Below are 19,430 nucleotides of genomic sequence, written 5' to 3'. Positions count from 1 at the left end.
CCGGCCGAGACTCGGCCGGCAGTCGCGACATGGGCGTACGCGGCCTTGGCGTGACCGGCGTCACTTCCTGCCGTCGATGACCGCCTGCATCACGTCCTTCGCGATGGGGGCCGCGAGACCGCCGCCGGAGATGTCCTCGCGGTTCGCGTTGTCGTCCTCGACGACGACGGCGACCGCGACCGGGGAGCCCTGGTCTGTCTTGGCGTACGAGATGAACCAGGCGTAGGGCTTCTCGCTGTTGTCGACGCCGTGCTGGGCGGTGCCGGTCTTGCCGCCGACGGTGGCGTTGGGGAGCTGGGCCTTGGTGCCGGTGCCCTCCTTGACGACCGTCTCCATCATTTCCTGGAGCTTCTGGGCGTTCTCCGGGGAGAGCGGGGTGCTCATCTCCTCGGGGCTCGTCTTCTCGAGGACGTCCAGGTTCGGGTCGGTGAGCCGGTCGATCATGTAGGGCTTCATCAGCCGGCCGTCATTGGCGATGGCGGCGGTCACCATGGCCATCTGGAGCGGGGTGGCGGCGGTGTTGAACTGGCCGATGGACGAGAGGGCCGTCTGGGCCTTGTCCATGTCCTTGGAGAAGACGCTCGCGTTGGACCGGACGGGCACGAACTGCTGCTCGTTGAAGCCGAACTTCTCCGCGGTCTCCAGCATCTTGTCGTTGCCGATGTCGGCGCCGACCTTGCCGAAGACGGTGTTGCAGGACCACTGGAGAGCGACGCGGAGCGTGGCGTTCTCGCAGGGGTGGTCGCCGTCGTTGTCCAGGTTCTTGGTGGAGAGCGGCAGCCTCCACGGCAGCGGCGACTTCGTCTTCGCGTCGACGTCGTCGTACAGGCCGTGCTCCAGGGCGGCGGCCGCCGTCACGACCTTGAAGGTGGAGCCGGGCGGGTACGTCTCGCGCAGGGCGCGGTTCGTCGTCGGCTTGTCCGGGTCCTTCTCGTACTTCTGCCAGTTCTTCACGTCCTCGTCGGTGTTGCCGGCGACGCGTGAGGGGTCGTACGAGGGGGTGCTGGCGAGGGCGAGGATCGCGCCCGTCTTCGGGTCGATCGCCGCGACGGCGCCCTTGCGGCTGCCCAGGCCGTTGTAGGCGGCTCGCTGGGCGGCGCCGTTGAGGGTGGTGACGACGTGGCCGCCCTGCTTCTTGTCGCCGGTGAACATCGACAGGGTGCGGTCGAAGAACAGGCGGTCGTCGGTGCCGGTGAGGATGTCGTCCTCGATGGACTCGATCTGGTTGGAGCCCATCCGCTGCGACGTGAAGCCGGTCACGGGCGCCCACATCGGGCCGTCCTTGTACGTCCGCTGGAACTTGAAGTCGCCGCTCTTGGACTCCTTGGACCCCGTGATCGCCTTGCCCTCGACGATGATGTCGCCGCGCTTGTGGGCGTAGCGGTCGATCAGGACGCGACGGTTGTGCGGGTCCTTGGAGAGCTCGTCGGCTTTGACGTACTGGACCCAGTTGACGCGTACGAGCAGGGCGAGGACGAGCAGGCCGCAGAAGATCGCGACCCGGCGCAGGGGCTTGTTCACGGGCGGACCACCTGGGTCATCTCGGCGTCGGAGGTAGGTGCGGGGGCGGGCGCGGGCCTGCGGGCGGTGTCGCTGATGCGCAGCAGGATGGCGATGAGCGCCCAGTTGGCGATGACGGAGGAGCCGCCCTGCGCGAGGAACGGCATCGTCATGCCGGTCAGCGGGATGACGCCGGTCACGCCGCCCGCGACGACGAAGACCTGGAGCGCGAAGGCGCCGGAGAGGCCGATCGCGAGGAGCTTGCCGAAGGGGTCGCGGGCGGCGAGTGCGGTGCGTACGCCGCGCTCGATGAGGAGGCCGTACACGAGGATGATCGCCATGAGGCCGGTGAGGCCCATTTCCTCGCCGACGGTGGCGAGGATGTAGTCGCTCTTGGGGGCGATGCCGCCGATGAGGCGGGAGTAGCCCTGGCCGAGTCCGGAGCCGAAGAGGCCGCCGGAGCCGAAGGCGTACACGGCCTGGGCGGTCTCGGTGACGCCGCCGTCCTGGAGGGCGAGCGGGTTGAGCCAGTTGTCGACGCGGGTCTGTACGTGGCTGGCGAAGGAGGCGACGCCGACCGCTCCGGCGGCGCTCAGGGTGAGGCCGAAGACGACCCAGCTGGTGCGCTCGGTGGCGACGTACAGCATGATCACGAAGAGGCCGAAGAAGAGCAGCGAGGTGCCCAGGTCGGTCTCGAAGATCAGGATCATCAGGCTGATCGCCCAGATCGCGAGGATCGGTCCCAGGTCGCGGCCTCGGGGCAGGTACATGCCCATGAAGCGGCGGCTGGCCAGGGCGAGCGCGTCGCGCTTCACCATGAGGTAGCCGGCGAAGAAGACCGCGATGATGATCTTCGCGAACTCTCCGGGCTGGAGCGATCCGAGGCCGGGGATGGTGATCCAGATCTTCGCGCCGTTCACGCCGGGGAAGAACATGGGCAGGATCAGCAGCACCAGGGCCACGACCATCGAGATGTACGTGTAGCGCTGGAGTACGCGGTGGTCCTTGAGGAACAGCAGGACGGCGAGGAACAGCGCCACGCCGACCGCGGACCACATCATCTGCTTGGGCGCCATCGCGCCGCCGACCGCGGCCGTGGTGATGGACGGTTCCATGTCGAGCCGCCAGATCAGCACCAGCCCCAGCCCGTTGAGCAGGGTGGCCAGGGGCAGCATCAACGGGTCGGCGTACGGCGCGAACTTGCGCACCATCAGGTGCGCGACGCCCGCCAAAAGGCTGAGCCCCAGGCCGTAACCGAGCATGCCGGCGGGCAGGCTGCCGTCCTTGGCGAGGCCGACATTGGCGTACGCGAAGACCGGGATGATGACGGCGAACGCGAGCATGGCGAGCTCGGTGTTGCGCCTGCTCGGCGCTTCGATCGCGCCGATGGTGGTCGTGTTGGTGACAACGCTCATGGTGGTAAGGCCCCCTACGGCTTTACGGCTTACCGCACTGCGAGACCAGCTTCTGCTCGTCCTCGGAGAGGCTGGGGCCAGGAGTGGGCGAAGCTGTAGCCGTCGGAATCTTCTCGGTCTTGGTGGTCTGGGTCGTGGCGCCGGAACCGGTCGTGCCGCCCGCCTCGCCCTCGCCCGTACGCGCTGCGTCCTCGCGTGCTTCGCGCTCTGCCTTCCGGCGCTCCTCGTCCTTCTTGCAGGCGGAGGCCTGGGTGCCGAGTTCGGCGACCTTCTCGCGTGCGTCGGCGAGGCTGCCCTCGGTGATGGTCGCCTCTACCTGCTTCTGCTGGTAGGGCGGGAGGTACTTGAGTTCGATCTCGGGGTGGTCCTTCTCGACCTTCGAGAGCGAGACCCAGGCGAGGTCCTGGCTGATGCCCCGGTAGAGCGCGACGTGCTCGTCGTTGGCGCCGACGTAGTACTGGGTCTGCGTCCAGCGGTAGCCGCCGTACAGACCGCCGCCGACGACGGCGAGCGCGAGCACCAGGTAGAAGGATCTCTTGAGCCACTTGCGGCCGGCCCGCGGCTTGACGAAGTCCTCGTCGCTGTACGCGCCGAAGGCGCCGTCGGGGGCATTTCCGTAACCGCCGTTGTCACCACTGCCGGGAGGGCCGAACGCGCCGCCCGGTGCGGACTGCGGGGGGACGGGCCGGCCGAGGCCCGCCGCGCGGCCCGCGGGGGTCTGCATGGCGCCGCCGTCGTTCGCCTGGAGCTGGTTCTCGGCGACCGCGCCGACGACGACCGGGGTGTCGTTGAGCTGCCCGGCCAGGGTGTCGTTGCCGTCGACGTCGAGGACGTCGGCGACGATGCAGGTGATGTTGTCGGGGCCACCGCCGCGCAGGGCGAGCTGGATGAGCTCCTGCACGGTCTCCTGCGGGCCGTGGTAGCTGGCGAGCGTCTCCTCCATCGTCTGGTGGGAGACGACGCCGGACAGGCCGTCGGAGCAGATCAGGTAGCGGTCGCCGGCCCGGACCTCACGGATGGAGAGGTCGGGTTCGACGTGGTCGCCACTGCCCAGCGCGCGCATCAGCAGGGAGCGCTGCGGGTGGGTGGTGGCCTCCTCCTCGGTGATCCGGCCCTCGTCGACGAGGCGCTGCACCCAGGTGTGGTCCTGCGTGATCTGCGTCAGTACGCCGTCACGCAGGAGGTACGCCCGCGAGTCGCCGACGTGCACGAGGCCGAGGCGCTGACCGGTCCACAGGAGGGCGGTGAGCGTGGTGCCCATGCCCTCGAGCTGGGGGTCCTCCTCGACCATCATGCGCAGCTGGTCGTTGGCCCGCTGCACGGCGGTGCCGAGCGAGGTGAGGATGTCCGAGCCGGGTACGTCGTCGTCGAGGGTGACCAGGGTCGAGATGACCTCGGAGCTCGCCACCTCACCGGCGGCCTGTCCCCCCATGCCGTCGGCGATGGCGAGAAGGCGGGGGCCGGCGTAACCGGAGTCCTCGTTGCCTTCCCGGATCATGCCTTTGTGCGATCCGGCGGCGAAGCGCAGAGACAGACTCATGCGCACCTCGCCCGTCGGCTCCGGGTACATCCGCACGGTGCCCACCCTCCGGTCGGGAGCCTGCGGAGATCCGTTGTGGGGACCGCCGCGGCTCGCTCGCTCCGCTCGCTCATTGTCGTACTACTTCCGCAGCTCGATGACGGTCTTGCCGATGCGGATCGGCGCGCCCAGCGGAATGGGGGTCGGGGTGGTGAGTCGGGTCCGGTCGAGATACGTGCCGTTGGTGGACCCGAGATCCTCGACGATCCACTGGCCGTCACGGTCCGGGTAGATCCTGGCATGACGGCTGGACGCGTAGTCGTCGTCCAGCACGATCGTCGAATCGTGCGCCCGCCCCAGCGTGACGGTCTGCCCCTGGAGGGCCACCGTCGTGCCGGTGAGTGTGCCTTCGGACACCACCAGCTTTGTGGGGGCGCCTCGGCGCTGGCGCTGCTGCGGCGGCGCCGCAGCCTGTTGCTGGCGTCCGGTCTGCTGCGGCCTGGCGTCGGCGGACGCGGAGCGGCGTGAGCCGCGCTGCGTGACCCGCGTACCGAACAGATCGCTGCGGATGACCTGGACGGCCACAATCACAAACAGCCACAGAACAGCCAGGAAACCTAGCCGCATGACCGTCAGGGTCAGCTCTGACATTGCCCCCGCTTCACCCTTCGGCTTGCCGATAAACGATGGTCGTGCTGCCCACGACGATCCGCGAGCCGTCGCGGAGCGTAGCGCGGGTGGTGTGCTGTCCGTCTACCACGATGCCGTTGGTAGACCCGAGATCCTGGATCGTCGGGGGCGTTCCGGTCCGGATCTCACAGTGCCGGCGCGATACGCCGGGGTCGTCGATCCGCACGTCTGCTTCGGTGCTGCGGCCCAGCACCAGCGTCGGGCGGGACATCTGATGGCGTGTGCCATTGATCTCGATCCAGCGCCGCGTCTGCGCGCCCGGCATCGGGCCGGGGCCCGCGCCGGCCGGTCGGCCGGATACGGCTGCCGGTCCTCCCTGCCGCGCTCCGTGCGGCGACGGCGGCGGGGCGGCAGGCATGGGGGGCGCTCCCGGGGCGGCCGACGGCGGGTAGCCGTAGCCGCCGCCGCGGGGCGCGGCGGGTGCGGGACTGTGCCGACCGGGGCCCGGGCTCTGCGGCGCGGAGGCCTGCGACGTACTCGACGCGAGGGTGCGGCTGCGTACGCGGTAGAGACCGGTGTCCAGGTCTTCGGCCTTCTCCAGGTGGACCTTGATGGGGCCCATGAAGGTGTAGCGCTGCTGCTTCGCGTAGTCGCGGACCAGGCCGGAGAGCTCGTCGCCGAGCTGGCCGGAGTACGGGCTGAGGCGCTCGTAGTCCGGCGTGGAAAGCTCCACGATGAAGTCGTTGGGTACGACGGTCCGCTCGCGGTTCCAGATCGTGGCGTTGTTGTCGCACTCGCGCTGGAGGGCGCCGGCGATCTCGACGGGCTGGACCTCGGACTTGAAGACCTTGGCGAAGGTGCCGTTGACCAGACCTTCGAGACGCTGCTCGAAACGCTTCATGACTCCCATGGGGCACCTCCTCCGTCGTTGCCGTCCTGGTACTGCTTACTGATCGTATCCACGCGTCGGGAAATCGGCTGGTTCCCCTTGTCTGCACTGTGGATGAGTGTCACCTCTCACAGGGATCGTAGAGGTGGCCTGATGACAGTGTCCCGCACCCGGTGAGCACTCTGGAGGAGTGGGTGACGGGGGGCGGGGTTCCCACCGCCGCCGCCCTCCTCGTCGGCCGCTCGTTCCCCACCGTGTTCCCCGTCCTGCTCCCGACCTGGGCGCCGCTCTGTTTCCCACCGGTGAGCCGTCCTGTTCCCCACCTGTGACCCGGCCTGTTCCCCACCTCGTTCCCCTCCTCGGGTCCCCTCGAACAACGGGTGTGAATCCACCCTGGCCACCGTGCTAATCTTCTGCATGTCGTCAGGCGCTCGCACAAACCAGTGAGAGATTCGAACGGCACCACTCATGCGCGAGTGGCGGAACGGCAGACGCGCTGGCTTCAGGTGCCAGTGTCCTTAGGGACGTGGGGGTTCAAATCCCCCCTCGCGCACTCAGTTTGACCCATGTTGCGGGCCCCATCGTTGACCACGGTGGGGTCCGTTTCTGTTTTTCGGTCTGATTTTGCGGGGCTGTGGGGGCGGGGGATTCGTGGTGGCCCGAATAAGGGCCGCGGCCGGCGTGGCCGTGGTGTTCACAGTGCTGGCCGGTGCGCAGCAGGTGCTGCTGGTGGCCGGGTTCGGGGAGTGGTTGCCGGGGTGGCAGCCGTGGCCGTATCTCCTCGTCGCCGGGCCCGCCTGGCTGCTCTCGCGGCCCGGGTGGGGCGAGCGGGTGCCCGCGTGGTGGCCGCGGGGGGCGGACGCGCTGCGGCGGGTGCCTTCCTGGGCGTACCTCGTGGGGGTGCTGGCGGTGGCCGCCGGGGTGTGGGCGGTGCTGCAGGACTTCGAGCCGTACCTCGGTCATGAGGAAGCGGTGTACGCGAACAAGGCGCGCTCCTGGGTGGAGGGGACACCGGACGCGGGGTGGGGCGTCTACCGGCCTGTGGGGCTTCCGGCGCTGGGGGCGCTCGCCCTGTGGCTGTGCGGCGACGCTTTCGCTGCGGGCGCGCTGCGGGCGGTGGCGCTGCTGCTGGCGCTGGGGACGCTGACGGTGACGTATCTCGTCGCGGCAGCCTGGACCTCGCGGCGGCGTGCTGTGGTGGTCGTGCTGGTGCTGCTGAGCGGGCTGGGGTTTCTGCGCAGGGTGCCGGAGTACCTCAATGACATAGGGGCGACCGGGCTGCTGCTGGTCGTTGTCCTCCTGCTGGTGCGGGCGCAGGAGAAGGAGGGGTCGCGGGCGCTGTGGGGGGTGCCGTTCGTGGTGCTGGCCGCCTTCTATCTGCGGTACGGCGTGCTGGGGAACCTGCTGGCTGTGGGCCTCGCGGCGGTCCTGGCGTACGGCCCGCGCGCGTGGGCGGCCCAGGGACGGCGGCTCGTGGGAGCGGCCGTGGTGCTGGCGCTCGGGCTCGTACCGCACCTGGTGCATGCCGTACGCGAGACGGGGTCGCCGCTCGGGATGGTGCTGTCGGCGACCTCGCAGGCCAATCGGGAGTACGTGGGCGACGGGCTCGTCTACTACCTGGCGATCTTTCCCTACCGGCTGGCCGGGGATCTCGGTGCGGTGGTGATGGTCGCGGGGCTGTGGGCGGCCGGGGCGGCGCTGAGGCGGGTCCTGCGGGTGAGGGCGGACGGTTGTGCCGGGGGGCGTGCGGACGGTCGGTCCGGGGTGAGGGCGGACGGTTGTGCCGGGGGGCGTGCGGATGGTCGGTCCGGGGTGCGGGGGGACGGTTGTGCCGGGGCGCCTGTGGGTGACGGTTCCTCGGTGCGGGTGGACGACCGGCGGCGGGTGTTCCTGGGGACGGCCGCTGTACTCGTCTTCGTGATTCTCGGGGTGGCGACGGACGGGGAGCCGCGGTTCGTCTACCTCGCTGTTGTTCTTCTCACGGTGCTCGGTGTGGAGGCGGTGGCCGAACTGGCGGGGGCGCGCTGGACCGCGCCGGTGCTGGCCGCCGTGGCCGCGCTGGCGGGTCTGACGGTGCTCGGCACGACGCAGGTCGTGGCGCACGGCGCGATGCCGGGGCCGACTCTGCTGGCCCGGTCGACGGTGCCGGTGGCGCGGGAGATCGGGGCGGCGGCCCAGGGGCGGCCGTGCCTGGTGGTCACGGGGTACGAGCCGGAGTTCGGCTGGTACTCCGGGTGCGACGCGGTGACGTACGCCCAGTACCGGGGGATGCGGGTGCCCGAGGAGACGCTGGTGACCCTGGTGGTCTTCGAGCGCGGACGGCTCCAGCCCTCCGAGGCGGGGCTGGGGCGGCTGACCGGGGGGCGGGAGGCCGACGTACGCACGATCGGGACGGACGGGCCCGTGGGGACGGCGACGCTCGTGACGCTGCGGTAGGGGGAAGGCCGCGGCCGTGATGCCGCAGTGGTCGGGGCCACCTCGGTCGACTCGATTGCCTCGGCTGCCTCGGCTGCCTCGGTCGACTCGGCTACCTCGGGTACCTCGGGCGCCTCCACCTTGGCCGGCTCTGTTGCCACGGCCGTCTCGGTTGTCCACAGGGGGAGACGGGTGTCGGCGGGCGGGGGTACGGTCGTGAGCAGTTGATGTTGGCGGCTGATAGCCGCCGGCCGGTGCTGTGCGAGGGCGGGGAGGCGGCGCACATGGCCAGGAACGAGACGGCGCGGTCCGGGGAGCGTATTCCGGTGGTGCCCGGCTTCGCGCGGTGCGAGGTGGAGGGTGCGCCCAGGAAATCACCCAAGGAAGAAGGCAAGGCGCTGCGGTCGCGGGTGCCCAGGGCGTCGCACGATTCGCTCGTGCTCCATGTGCAGCGGCCCGACGCGGTGCGGGCGGTCGAGGAGTCGAGTCGAGGCCGGGTGCCGGAGCTGGCCCCGATACGGGTCGGACGTATGGCCGCCTCCCCCTTCGCCTTCCTGCGCGGCGCGGCGGGACTGATGGCGCACGACCTGGTCGGTACGCCGGTCACCGGGGCCCGCGCGCAGATCTGCGGCGACGCGCACGCCGCGAACTTCGGGCTGTACGGCGACGCGCGCGGTCGTCTGGTCATCGATCTGAACGACTTCGACGAGACCGTCACCGGCCCGTGGGAGTGGGACGTCAAGCGGCTGGCCGCGTCGCTGGTGCTGGCCGGGCGCCAGACGGGGGCCGACGAGGACATCTGCCGACAGGCGGCTTTCGACACGGTCGGGGCCTACCGGCGGACCATGCGGCTGCTGGCCAGAATGCCGGTGCTGGACGCGTGGAACGCGATCGCCGACGAGGAGCTCGTCTCGCACGCCGACGCCCGTGATCTGCTCGGCACACTGGAGCGGGTCGCTGAGAAGGCCCGTAACAACACCAGCGCGAAGTTCGCCGCCAGGGCGACGGCCGAGGGGCCGGGCGGGGTACGGCGCTTCGTGGACGCGCCGCCGGTGCTGCGGCGGGTGCCGGACGGGGAGGCTGCCGCGGTCGCCTCGGCGCTGGGCGGGTACCTCAAGACGCTTCCCGAGGACCGGCTGCCGCTGCTCGCGCGCTACGCGATCCACGATGTGGCGTTCCGGGTGGTCGGCACCGGCAGCGTCGGTACACGGTCGTACGTGGTGCTGCTGCTCGACCACCGGGGCGAGCCGCTGGTGCTCCAGGTGAAGGAGGCCAGGGCCTCCGCGCTGACGCCCTACCTGCCTCTCGCCGGGTTCGATGTGCCGCCGGCCGGGCACGAGGGGCGCCGTGTGGTGCTCGGGCAGAAGCGGATGCAGGTGGTCAGCGACAACCTGCTGGGCTGGACCGAGGTGGACGGGCGGCCGTTCCAGGTGCGCCAGTTCAGGAACCGCAAGGGCAGCGTGGACCCGGCGGCGCTCGAACCCGCCCAGCTGGACGACTACGGGCGGATGACCGGGGCGCTCCTGGCGCGGGCCCACGCACACAGCGTCGACCCGCGGCTGGTCGCCGGTTACTGCGGGAAGAACGAGGAGTTCGACGAGGCGGTGGCACGTTTCGCCGTGGCGTACGCGGACCGTACGGAGGCGGATCACGCCGATCTGCTGACAGCGGTCAAGGACGGGCGAATAGCCGCGGAGCCCGGGGTGTGACCAGGGGGTGGCCGGGGGTGTGAGCGCGGGCACCCCGGGCGCCCGTACGCTGGTCGGGTGACTCAGGAAGCTCCCGGGGAGCCGACGACCCGGAACGACGACGCGCAGGACCCGCACGCGGCCGGGCACGAGGCTGCCGGCCGGCCTACCGCCGGTGGTGATCAGGGCGCCGGTCAGAGCGCGGATCACGGCCGGGACCAGGCTGCGGACGACGGCCCGGTCCGGGCTGCGTCCGAAGCCCCGGACGAGGCCCCGGACGCGACTCAGGGGCGGGCGGCGGGCCACGCCCAGGCTCCGGCTCCTGAGGCGGCTCCGGCTCCCGAGCGGCCGGAGGCGCGGCTGGAGAGGGCTGTGCGCGCCGCCGAGCAGGCGCTGATCGAGTTCGAGATCGCGGTGGAGACCTTCCGGGTCGAGGTGGAGAACTTCTCCCGGCTCCACCACCAGAAACTCGGCCCGATGTATGCGCGACTCGACGAGCTGGACGCCCAGATCGCGGAGGCCAAGGCCGCCCGTAGCGGCGATCCGGAGGACCTCCGCAAGGCGGACGAGGCACGGGCGAACGTCATGCCCATGCCCGGCGTCGAGGAGTTGTTCCACGACTGGATGGACTCGGACGGCCTTTCGCCCGAGGCGTCGGCCATGCTCACCGAGCAGAGCGTGCAGCCGCCGAAGCGGGTCAGGCCGACCGAGGAGGCGCGCAAGCTCTACCGCGAGCTGGCCCGCAAGGCGCACCCGGACCTGGCGCAGGACGAGACCGAACGGAGCCGCCGGGACGAGTTCATCACGCGGGTCAACGCCGCGTACGGACGTGGTGACGTGGATCAGCTGCGCGCGCTCGCGGAGGAGTGGGCCGCGGGGCCGGCGCCCAAGGAGCAGCAGCCCGAGCGTGACGAGCTGTACGCCCGGCTGGAGTGGCTCTCGCAGCGCAAGGAACTCCTGGCCGTGATCGCGCAGGAGCTGGAGGACAGTGCCATCGGCTCGATGCTGCGGATGGCACCCGAGGACCCGGACCGGCTGCTGGAGGAGATCGCCGAGCAGCTGCTCGCGCAGGTCTCCGAGCGTGAGACGGATCTGGCGAAACTGGTGCAGTAGGTTGCGGGATCAGCCACGCTGCGACGAGACCCGCTGCGACGTGAACCGCTGCCGCATGACCCGTTGTGACGCGCACACTGTGTATGTACGAGAGAAGGCATGACCCATGAACTTCGCCCCGCTCCCTTCCGTCGACGCCGCCGCGGTCCCGGCCGACGGCTTCGTGCTGGATGTACGGGAGAACGACGAGTGGGCAGCCGGTCACGTAGAGGGCGCGCTGCACATCCCGATGAGCGACTTCGTCGGCCGCTTCGGTGAACTCACCGAAGCGGCGGAGGACGGCCGGCGCGTACACGTGATGTGCCGGGTCGGCGGCCGTTCCGCGCAGGTCACGCAGTACCTGGTGCAGCAGGGTGTGGACGCCGTGAACGTCGACGGCGGGATGCTCGCCTGGGACGGCGCCGGACGCCCGATGATCACCGACAGCGGAAAGCCCGCCTTCGTCCTCTGAGGCCCGTCGGCCGGACCCGGCCGGTTCAGCCGAGGAGGTGGGCGGCCAGCAGGTCGCCCAGCGCCTCCTCATGGGCGGCGGCCGGGCCGAGCGACAGCTCGATCTGCTTGGCCCATGCGTGGTAGCGGTGCAGGGGGTAGTCGGTGTCCGCGCCGAAGCCGCCGTGCAGGTGCTGCGCGGTCTGGACGACGCGGCGTACCCCCTCGGACGCCCAGATCTTCGCCACCGCCACATCGCCGGCCACGGGAAGTGCGCCGTGCGATCCCGTGGCCAGTCGCCAGGCGGCCTGCCAGAGAGTGACTTCCATCGCGCGCAGATCGATGTAGCGGTCGGCCGCCTGGACGGCCACGGCCTGGAAGGTGGCGACGGGGAAGCCGAACTGCTCGCGCTTGCCCGTGTATTCGCTCGTCATGGCCAGCACACGCTCACCGAGCCCCAGCGCGAGGGCGCAGGTGCCGGTCGTGAGGAGATCGCGCAGCCACTCCCACACCCCCTCGGCATCGATCACGTCGTGGGCGGTGAGCCGTACGGCGTCGAGGTGGACCTCGGCGAAACGTTCGCCGCTGGTGGATACCTGGTCGGCGAGGGTGACGCCCGCCCGGTCGCGGGGGACCAGGGCCAGCACGGCGCGGCCCGTTCCGGTGTGCGCGGGTACGGCGATACGGTCCGCGTTCTGCGCCCAGGGCACGCCCGTCTGGACCCCGTCGAGCACCCAGTGCTCGCCGTCCCGCTGTGCGGTTACGGCGAGCTCCGCCGGGTCGTGACCGGTACGGCCGTTGGCGCCGGCCGTCAGCACCAGCTCGCCGCGGCCGACGCGGGGAAGGATCTCAGCGGCCAACTCCGGGCTGCCGTAGGTCTGTACGGCCATCGCGACCGCGCTGGTCTCCAGCAGCGGTACGCGGGCGAGCACCTTCGCCGATTCGCGCAGCACGAGGCAGAGCGCGACGGGGCCGAGGCCCGCCCCGCCGTGTTCGGCGGCCAGGACCAGGCTCAGCAGGTCGGATCCGGCGAGCCTGGCCCACAGCGGCCGGTCGAAGTCCTCGGCCACCGCGCCCGGGGTGAGCGCGGGGCTCTGCACCTGGTCGGGCGCGACGCCCGAGAAGACGGCCTTGGCCGCCTCGACGGCCGCCTGCTGCTCCTCGGTGAAGGTGAAGTCCACGTCTTTGCCCTCCCGTGCCCGGATGCGTGCCCGCATCTGACGTCTGACGGAGCGTCAAGATAGAACACGTTCCTGAAAATGAACACAGGCGGGAAGGACACGGCCGGGGCGGGGACTCAGCCGGGGCAGGGACTCAGCGGTCGAAGTCCAGCTCCACTTCCGTCGTCGCCGGATGCGACTGGCAGGCCAAGACGTAACCCGCTTCGGTCTCCTCCGGCTCCAGCGCGTAGTTGCGGTCCATCCGCACCTCACCGGAGACCAGGAAGGCCCGGCATGTCCCGCAGACCCCGCCCTTGCAGGCGTACGGAGCGTCGGCGCGGCTGCGCAGCACCGTCTCCAGTAGCGATTCACCGTCCAGCACAGGCCAGTTGCCCGACCGGCCGTCGAGCGTGGCCGTGAGCGTGCTGCTCGTCGGCGCGGTCAGCGGACTGCTCGTGACCGTTCCCGTTCCGTCGTCGACGTGGAAGATCTCCTCGTGGATACGGTTCCTGGCCACCCCGAGGCCGCGCAGGGCCCGCTCGGCGCCCTGGACGAGACCGAAGGGCCCGCACAGGAACCAGCCGTCCACATCCGCCACCGGCAGCAGCGCGGGGAGCAGCCCGGTCAGCCGCTCCTCGTCGAGCCGGCCCGACGGCAGACCGGCCTGCTGCTCTTCGCGGGACAGTGCGGTGACCAGCTGGAATCGGTCCGGGTAGCGGTCCTTGAGGTCGGCCACCTCCTCCAGGAACATCGTGGAAGCCGCGGTGCGGTCGCTGCGTACGAGACAGAAGTTGGCGTCCGGCTCCCGTGCCAGAAGTGTCGCCGCCATCGACAGCACCGGCGTGACGCCGCTGCCGCCCACGATCGCCGCGAAGCGGCCCGGGCGCGGCTCCAGCACGAAGCGGCCCGTGGGCGCCATCGCCTCGACCGTGTCACCGACGGCCAGTTCTTTGAGGGCGTACGTCGAGAAGTCGCCGCCGTCGACCAGCCGGATGCCCACCTGCAGCACCGGCTCCTGCGGTGCTTCGGTGGCCGCGGCGCAGATCGAGTACGTACGGCGGATTTCCACGCCGGCCACGACGCGGCGCAGCGCGATGTGCTGGCCGGGGGTGTGCCGGAAGATCTCGCGGAGCTCGGGCGGCACGGCGAGGGTGACGGCCACGGAGTCGTCGGTGAGCCGCTCGACCTCGCGGACATGGAGCGGATGGAACATCTACAACTCCTTGAAGTGGTCGAACGGTTCGCGGCAGGAGACGCAACGGCGCAGCGCCTTGCACGCGGTGGAGGAGAACCGGCTGAGCAGCTCGGTGTCCGTGGAGCCGCAGTGCGGGCAGCGCACCGACAGCGTCAGGGGCACGGGCCCGCCGTCGGCGGGCTGCGGGCGCGGCGGGGCTATACCGAACTCCGCGAGCTTGCGGCGGCCCTCCGCGCTGATGTCGTCCGTCGACCACGCGGGGGACAGGACCGTGCGGACCGAGACCTCCGGTATGCCGTGGTCGTGCAGGACCCGCTCGATGTCCGCGGACATCGCCTCGATCGCCGGGCAGCCGGTGTACGTAGGCGTCAGCTCGACCTCGACCCTGCCGGGTCCGAAGACGTTGACGGCCCGCAGGACGCCGAGCTCCTCCAGGGTGAGCACCGGCAGCTCGGGGTCGGGGACCGAGCCCGCGACCTTGCGCAGCTCGGCCTCCAGGAGCGTCTCGGTCACCATGTCGCCCCCGGGTGGCTGCGGTGCAGGTGCTGCATCTCGGCGATCATCCGGCCGAACGGCTCGGTGTGCAGGCCCTCGCGGCCGGCTCCGGCCGCCCAGGCGCCGCTCTGCGGCCCCTCAGGCACGGTCAGCGTCGCCCGCTCCAGCACGGCGCCGACGGACTCCCGCCAGCCGGCCTCCAGCTGCTGCCAGTCGACGTCGAGGCCCTCGACGGGCCGGAACATCTCGCCGGTGAACCGCCACAGCGCGTCGCATCCGCGCTGCATGCGCTCGTGGCTCTCCTCGGTGCCGTCGCCCAGACGCAGCGTCCAGTGCTCGGCGTGGTCCTGGTGGTAGGCGACCTCCTTGACCGCCTTCGCCGCCAGCGGCGCGAACTCGCCGCCCCCGGCCGCGAGCTGCGCGTACAGGAGCCATTGGTAGGTGGAGAAGTACAGCTGGCGGGCGATGGTCTGCGCGAAGTCGCCGTTCGGCTGCTCGACGAGCTGGAGGTTGCGGAAGGCACGCTCCTCGCGGAGGTACGCCAGCTCGTCCTCGTCACCGACGAGGGAGAGCAGGATGCGTGCCTGCCCCAGCAGGTCCAGCGCGATGTTCGCGAGTGCCACTTCCTCCTCGAGCACGGGCGCGTGTCCCGCCCACTCCCCCAGCCGGTGCGAGAGCACCAGTGCGTCGTCGCCCAGGGCGAGAGCCGCGGGGGCGAGTACGGCGGTCTCAGGTACTCGGTTCACAGATGCCGCACTCCCTCGGGGATCTCGTAGAACGTGGGGTGCCGGTAGGGCTTGTCGGCGGCCGGTTCGAAGAACGGGTCCTTCTCGTCGGGCGAGGAAGCGGTGATCGCCGACGACGGCACCACCCACAGCGAGACGCCCTCGGACCTGCGGGTGTAGAGATCGCGGGCATTGCGCAGGGCCATTTCCGCGTCCGGTGCGTGCAGGCTGCCGGCGTGGGTGTGGGACAGTCCGCGGCGCGAGCGCACGAACACTTCCCACAGCGGCCAGTCGGGGTTCGTCATGCTGCTGCCTTCCCATGCTTCGCGGCGTAGGCGCTCGCCGCGTCCCGGACCCAGGCGCCCTCTTCGTGCGCCGTGCGCCGCTGTGAGATCCGCTGCTCGTTGCAGGGACCGTTGCCCTTCAGGACGTTCCAGAACTCGACCCAGTCGATCGCCCCGAAGTCGTGCTGCCCGCGCTCCTCGTTCCACCGCAGGTCCGGGTCGGGCAGGGTGAGCCCGAGGGCCTCGGCCTGCGGGACGGCGATGTCGACGAACCGCTGGCGCAGCTCGTCGTTGGAGTGCCGCTTGATCTTCCACGTCATGGACTGCGCCGAATGGGCCGACTCGTCGTCGGGCGGGCCGAACATCATCAGCGACGGCCACCACCAGCGGTCCACGGCGTCCTGCGCCATCGCGTGCTGCTCCGGGGTCCCCTTGCTGAGGTGGAGGAGCAGCTCGTACCCCTGGCGCTGGTGGAAGGACTCCTCCTTGCAGATGCGGACCATCGCGCGGGCGTACGGGCCGTAGGAGCAGCGGCACAGCGGCACCTGGTTGGTGATCGCGGCGCCGTCCACCAGCCAGCCGATCGCGCCGACGTCGGCCCAGGTCAGCGTGGGGTAGTTGAAGATCGACGAGTACTTCTGGCGGCCGGAGTGGAGCTTGTCGAGGAGCTCCTCGCGGCCGGTGCCCAGCGTCTCGGCGGCGCTGTAGAGGTAGAGCCCGTGGCCCGCCTCGTCCTGCACCTTGGCCATCAGGATCGCCTTGCGGCGCAGCGAGGGCGCGCGCGTGATCCAGTTGGCCTCCGGCTGCATGCCGATGATTTCCGAGTGGGCGTGCTGAGCCATCTGGCGGACGAGCGAGGCCCGGTAGGCGTCGGGCATCCAGTCCCGGGGCTCGATGCGCTCGTCCGCCGCCACGGCGGCGTCGAACGCCGCCTCGTACGCGGCCGCCCGCTCCGCCTGTCCGGCCTGCGCCTCAGCCGTCGTACGGTGCGCAGCTGCTGTAGCCATCCGAGCCCCCTGCCGTCCCTGCCGGCTGCTTCCCTGCCGACGTCCCGACCGACCGATCGTTCGGTTCGATGACTTCAATGGTGAGTCGGCGGCCCGTAGGGTGTCAACCCTGTGGATAACTGTGGGGGCCGACGGTGATCGGGGCGGGATGGATTCGTACGACGACAGGGGCGTGAGCGCCGGGCGGGACGCGAGTTCCGTCCCGGGCGCCACGGACGCCCCGGAGGCTCCTCGGGGCCCCGGTGCCCCGGGTATACCGGGCGGCGGCATCGCGGCCCTGTCCCTCCCGTACCAGGCGGTGGCAGCGCTCGCGCTGGCCGTCGTCGGGGTCATCGCCTGCGTGCATCTCGGGATGGTCTTCCTGCACGTCGCACCGTCCAACACCCTCACCAAGCAGCACGGTGAGGCCGTCGACGACTGGGTCTACCCCGAATTCGAGCAGAACTGGAAGCTCTTCGCCCCCAATCCGCTCCAGCAGAACATCGCCGTACAGGTGCGCGCGCAGGTCCGTACGGCGGACGGGCAGTGGAAGACCACCGACTGGATCGACCTCTCCGCCCAGGACGGTGAAGCGATCCGCGGCAATCTCCTGCCGAGCCACACCGTGCAGAACGCCCTGCGGCGCGCCTGGGACTTCTACACCGCCTCCCACGACAACGCGAACAAGCCGAACGGCATGCGCGGCGCGCTCTCCGAGCGTTACGTCCGCCGCACCGTGATGCTGCGCCTCGCCCAGCAGGACCTCGGCGGCACGGTCGAGCGGATACAGGTCAGGTCGGAGACGAGGTGGGTGAAGGCGCCGTCGTGGAGCGAGGAGAAGACCGACGACAAGCCGGCCCATCGGGTGCTTCCCTGGTGGCAGGTGACCGACGCGGACCTGCCGGAGGGGGCGCGGCGCGCATCGGGGGCGGCCCGGTGAACCCGTCCGTCCGTCCTGCCGCTACGAAGGCGGCTCCCGCCCGCAAACTCGCGGGAGCCGTTCAGTGCGTCACCGCCACCGCCCTGGGGCCGTACCAGAGCGCCGTCGTCCGCATCGGGTTCTCGCTGACCTGGCTGCTCTTCCTGCTCTGCGAGTACCCGCACCGCCGTGAGCTGTACGGGCCGGGCGGGCCGTGGGGCTGGGACATGGCCCAGCAGCTGATAGCGAACAATCACGCCTTCACCGCGCTGATGTGGTCGGAGAGCCCGGTCTGGTTCGAGATCGTCTACGGGCTGGCGGTCGTGTCGGCGGCCCTGCTCGTGCTGGGCTGGCGTACGCGGACCATGTCGGTCCTCTTCATGATCGGCGTGCTGTCGCTGCAGAACCGCAGCATCTTCATGGGCGACGGCGGCGACAACGTCATCCATCTCATGGCGATCTACCTGGTTCTGACTCGGTGCGGGCAGGTGTGGTCGCTGGACGCGCGGCGCGACCACGGCCGCGCCGACCGGGTGGGGCCGGTCCTGTGGGTCGCGCTCGGCGCCTGCCTCGCCGCGCTCACGTTCACCGGCGAGCTCGGCGGGGGCTGGCTGATGATCTTCTGGGGCCTGCTGGCCGTACACGCACTGTGGTGGGCCGCCGGGCGCTACGCACCCGGGAATCCGCGCGTGCTGCTGGACGTCATCGCGAACCTCGTGCACAACGCCGGACTCGTCGTGATCATGGCGGAGGTCTGCCTCGTCTACGCCACCGCCGGCTGGTACAAGATCCAGGGATCGCGCTGGCAGGACGGCACCGCGCTCTACTACCCGCTGCACCTGGACTACTTCTCGCCCTGGCCCGGGCTTTCCGGCCTCCTGGCCTCCAGCGGCGTGATCGTGATGCTGCTGACGTACGGGACGGTGGCCGTGCAGGTCGCCTTCCCCTTCACGCTCTTCAACCGCCGGGTCAAGAACATCCTGCTCGCGGTCATGATCACCGAGCACGCGGCGATCGCCGTACTGCTCGGGCTGCCCTTCTTCTCGCTCGCGATGATCGCCGCCGACGCGGTCTTCCTGCCGACCGGTTTCCTGCGGCGCGTCGGCTGCTGGGCGGCGCGGGGGCGGGCCCGGGTGCTCAGGCGCCCGCAGGCGCCGGTGGCGTCCGGGGAGCGGCAGCGGGACGAGGAGCCGGAGCAGGTCCGTACGCTCGTCGAGTGACGGGCCCGCCGCGGGCCACCCGTAGGCTGAGGCCATGACTGAGGACGTGGCCGAGGCCGTGATGCGGCAGTGGCGTGAGGCCGCGCCGAACGCCGTTCTGCTCGACGGGTTCCACGCCCTGAAGCACGCGCTTCGCTTCGGCGCGGACGTGCGGCTGACAGTCGCCGGGGACCGGCAGGCCGTGCTGGCGCTCGCGCGGGAGCTGGCCGACGACCTGACGGACGTGCTCGCCGGGTCTGTCGTCGAAATCCCGGCAGCCGCCCTGCGCGAGCTGGTGCCCAGGGTTCACACGACGGCGGTGGCCGCCCTGGCCGTCCGGCGGGACGCTCGCGCGAATGCAGAGACGCTGTCCCGGCTGCCCCGGCTGTCTCCCATCGTCGTACTGGACAACCCCCGCAATCTCGGCAACGTCGGAGCGGTCGTCCGGCTGGCTGCCGGATTCGGCGCCACGGGCGTCGTCACTACCGGCGACATGGACCCCTGGCACCCCAACGTCGTGCGGGCCGGCGCGGGGCTCCACTACGCCACCGCCGTCGAGCACAGGAGCCTCGACGAGCTGCCTCCGGGCCCGCTGTACGTACTGGACCCAGAGGGCGAGGACATCAGGTCGGTCAAGGTCCCCGACGACGCGCTCCTGGCGTTCGGCTCGGAGCGGCACGGGATCTCACCGGAGCTGCGCGGCCGGGCGACCAGGCTGGTGGCCCTTCCCATGAGGCCGCAGGTGTCCAGCTACAACCTGGCGACCAGTGTGGCCATGACGCTGTTCCACTGGGGCGGCCCGCCCGCCACCACCCCGGCGTAAGCGGGGCGATGGCGGGTCGGGGGCCGGCCGGGGGCCGTGGTCGAGG

The 19,430-nt window shown here is 70.8% G+C and carries 19 protein-coding genes and 1 tRNA gene; 9 read left to right on the top strand and 11 right to left on the bottom strand.

The window, feature by feature from the left end; genetic code table 11:
- Positions 1 to 60: 60 nt before the first annotated feature.
- The 5 genes from ACWIHY_RS10610 to ACWIHY_RS10590 all read right to left on the bottom strand — a co-directional run bounded on the left by ACWIHY_RS10610 (position 61) and on the right by ACWIHY_RS10590 (position 5,974).
- On the bottom strand, positions 61 to 1,521 hold the full coding sequence (locus tag ACWIHY_RS10610) for a peptidoglycan D,D-transpeptidase FtsI family protein (protein WP_454375266.1): 1,461 nt from the start codon (positions 1,519 to 1,521) through the stop codon (positions 61 to 63).
- A complete protein-coding gene (locus ACWIHY_RS10605; protein WP_454375265.1) occupies positions 1,518 to 2,915 on the bottom strand; it encodes an FtsW/RodA/SpoVE family cell cycle protein in 1,398 nt (465 codons plus the stop codon). Before ACWIHY_RS10605 ends, ACWIHY_RS10610 begins: the two co-directional genes overlap by 4 nt.
- A 22-nt stretch (positions 2,916 to 2,937) precedes the next feature.
- A complete protein-coding gene (locus ACWIHY_RS10600) occupies positions 2,938 to 4,455 on the bottom strand; it encodes a Stp1/IreP family PP2C-type Ser/Thr phosphatase (RefSeq protein ID WP_454375264.1) in 1,518 nt (505 codons plus the stop codon).
- 120 nt (positions 4,456 to 4,575) lie between these two features.
- A complete protein-coding gene (locus ACWIHY_RS10595) occupies positions 4,576 to 5,085 on the bottom strand; it encodes an FHA domain-containing protein FhaB/FipA (RefSeq protein WP_454375263.1) in 510 nt (169 codons plus the stop codon).
- Between the two features lie 10 nt (positions 5,086 to 5,095).
- Positions 5,096 to 5,974 carry an FhaA domain-containing protein gene (locus ACWIHY_RS10590; RefSeq protein ID WP_454375262.1) on the bottom strand — a complete coding sequence of 293 codons (879 nt, stop codon included), beginning with the start codon at positions 5,972 to 5,974 and terminating at the stop codon, positions 5,096 to 5,098.
- A gap of 152 nt (positions 5,975 to 6,126) precedes the next feature.
- On the opposite strand from ACWIHY_RS10590, the gene ACWIHY_RS10585 reads away from it, so the two are divergent.
- The 6 genes from ACWIHY_RS10585 (at position 6,127) to ACWIHY_RS10560 (ending at position 11,620) form a co-directional block, all read left to right on the top strand.
- The gene (locus ACWIHY_RS10585; protein ID WP_454375261.1) at positions 6,127 to 6,282 is read left to right on the top strand and encodes a hypothetical protein; all 156 of its coding nucleotides are present in this window, start codon (positions 6,127 to 6,129) and stop codon (positions 6,280 to 6,282) included.
- A gap of 141 nt (positions 6,283 to 6,423) precedes the next feature.
- Positions 6,424 to 6,506: transfer RNA gene (locus ACWIHY_RS10580), tRNA-Leu, on the top strand.
- Between the two features lie 101 nt (positions 6,507 to 6,607).
- Entirely contained in the window at positions 6,608 to 8,389 is a 1,782-nt protein-coding gene (locus ACWIHY_RS10575; protein WP_454375260.1) for a glycosyltransferase, read from the top strand.
- 263 nt (positions 8,390 to 8,652) lie between these two features.
- Positions 8,653 to 10,077, top strand: coding sequence for a DUF2252 domain-containing protein (locus ACWIHY_RS10570; protein WP_454375259.1), 1,425 nt, complete (start codon positions 8,653 to 8,655; stop codon positions 10,075 to 10,077).
- A 57-nt stretch (positions 10,078 to 10,134) separates the two neighbouring features.
- A complete protein-coding gene (locus tag ACWIHY_RS10565) occupies positions 10,135 to 11,169 on the top strand; it encodes a hypothetical protein (RefSeq protein WP_454375258.1) in 1,035 nt (344 codons plus the stop codon).
- A gap of 106 nt (positions 11,170 to 11,275) precedes the next feature.
- Complete coding sequence (locus tag ACWIHY_RS10560) at positions 11,276 to 11,620, top strand: rhodanese-like domain-containing protein (protein WP_454375257.1); 345 nt, start codon at positions 11,276 to 11,278, stop codon at positions 11,618 to 11,620.
- A gap of 25 nt (positions 11,621 to 11,645) precedes the next feature.
- On the opposite strand, the gene ACWIHY_RS10555 is transcribed toward ACWIHY_RS10560, so the two are convergent.
- From ACWIHY_RS10555 to paaA, 6 genes are all read right to left on the bottom strand, one after another.
- Positions 11,646 to 12,779 carry an acyl-CoA dehydrogenase family protein gene (locus ACWIHY_RS10555; RefSeq protein ID WP_454375256.1) on the bottom strand — a complete coding sequence of 378 codons (1,134 nt, stop codon included), beginning with the start codon at positions 12,777 to 12,779 and terminating at the stop codon, positions 11,646 to 11,648.
- A 133-nt stretch (positions 12,780 to 12,912) separates the two neighbouring features.
- On the bottom strand, positions 12,913 to 13,971 hold the full coding sequence (locus ACWIHY_RS10550) for a 2Fe-2S iron-sulfur cluster-binding protein (RefSeq protein WP_454375255.1): 1,059 nt from the start codon (positions 13,969 to 13,971) through the stop codon (positions 12,913 to 12,915).
- On the bottom strand, positions 13,972 to 14,469 hold the full coding sequence (paaD, locus tag ACWIHY_RS10545) for a 1,2-phenylacetyl-CoA epoxidase subunit PaaD (RefSeq protein ID WP_454375254.1): 498 nt from the start codon (positions 14,467 to 14,469) through the stop codon (positions 13,972 to 13,974). It lies immediately after the preceding gene.
- Positions 14,463 to 15,194: a 1,2-phenylacetyl-CoA epoxidase subunit PaaC gene (gene paaC, locus ACWIHY_RS10540; protein WP_454375253.1), complete on the bottom strand. Its 732-nt coding sequence runs from the start codon at positions 15,192 to 15,194 to the stop codon at positions 14,463 to 14,465. The genes paaD and paaC overlap by 7 nt, the downstream gene beginning before the upstream one ends.
- The gene (paaB, locus tag ACWIHY_RS10535) at positions 15,191 to 15,478 is read right to left on the bottom strand and encodes a 1,2-phenylacetyl-CoA epoxidase subunit PaaB (RefSeq protein ID WP_454375252.1); all 288 of its coding nucleotides are present in this window, start codon (positions 15,476 to 15,478) and stop codon (positions 15,191 to 15,193) included. Before paaB ends, paaC begins: the two co-directional genes overlap by 4 nt.
- Positions 15,475 to 16,464, bottom strand: a complete 990-nt coding sequence (paaA, locus tag ACWIHY_RS10530) for a 1,2-phenylacetyl-CoA epoxidase subunit PaaA (protein WP_454375251.1) — start codon at positions 16,462 to 16,464, stop codon at positions 15,475 to 15,477. Before paaA ends, paaB begins: the two co-directional genes overlap by 4 nt.
- 148 nt (positions 16,465 to 16,612) lie before the next feature.
- Here paaA and ACWIHY_RS10525 point away from each other — a divergent pair, with 148 nt between their 5' ends.
- From ACWIHY_RS10525 to ACWIHY_RS10515, 3 genes are read left to right on the top strand one after another with little or no spacing between them, the layout of a single operon-like run.
- Entirely contained in the window at positions 16,613 to 17,383 is a 771-nt protein-coding gene (locus tag ACWIHY_RS10525; RefSeq protein WP_454375250.1) for a DUF5819 family protein, read from the top strand.
- Positions 17,380 to 18,582 (top strand): HTTM domain-containing protein, encoded by a 1,203-nt coding sequence (locus ACWIHY_RS10520; protein WP_454375249.1) that lies wholly within the window; start codon positions 17,380 to 17,382, stop codon positions 18,580 to 18,582. The genes ACWIHY_RS10525 and ACWIHY_RS10520 overlap by 4 nt, the downstream gene beginning before the upstream one ends.
- A gap of 34 nt (positions 18,583 to 18,616) precedes the next feature.
- A complete protein-coding gene (locus ACWIHY_RS10515) occupies positions 18,617 to 19,384 on the top strand; it encodes a TrmH family RNA methyltransferase (protein WP_454375248.1) in 768 nt (255 codons plus the stop codon).
- Positions 19,385 to 19,430 lie beyond the last annotated feature (46 nt).

The sequence above is a fragment of the Streptomyces sp. NPDC055287 genome (assembly GCF_053646035.1).
This window is presented reverse-complemented; position numbering and strand designations above follow the sequence as displayed.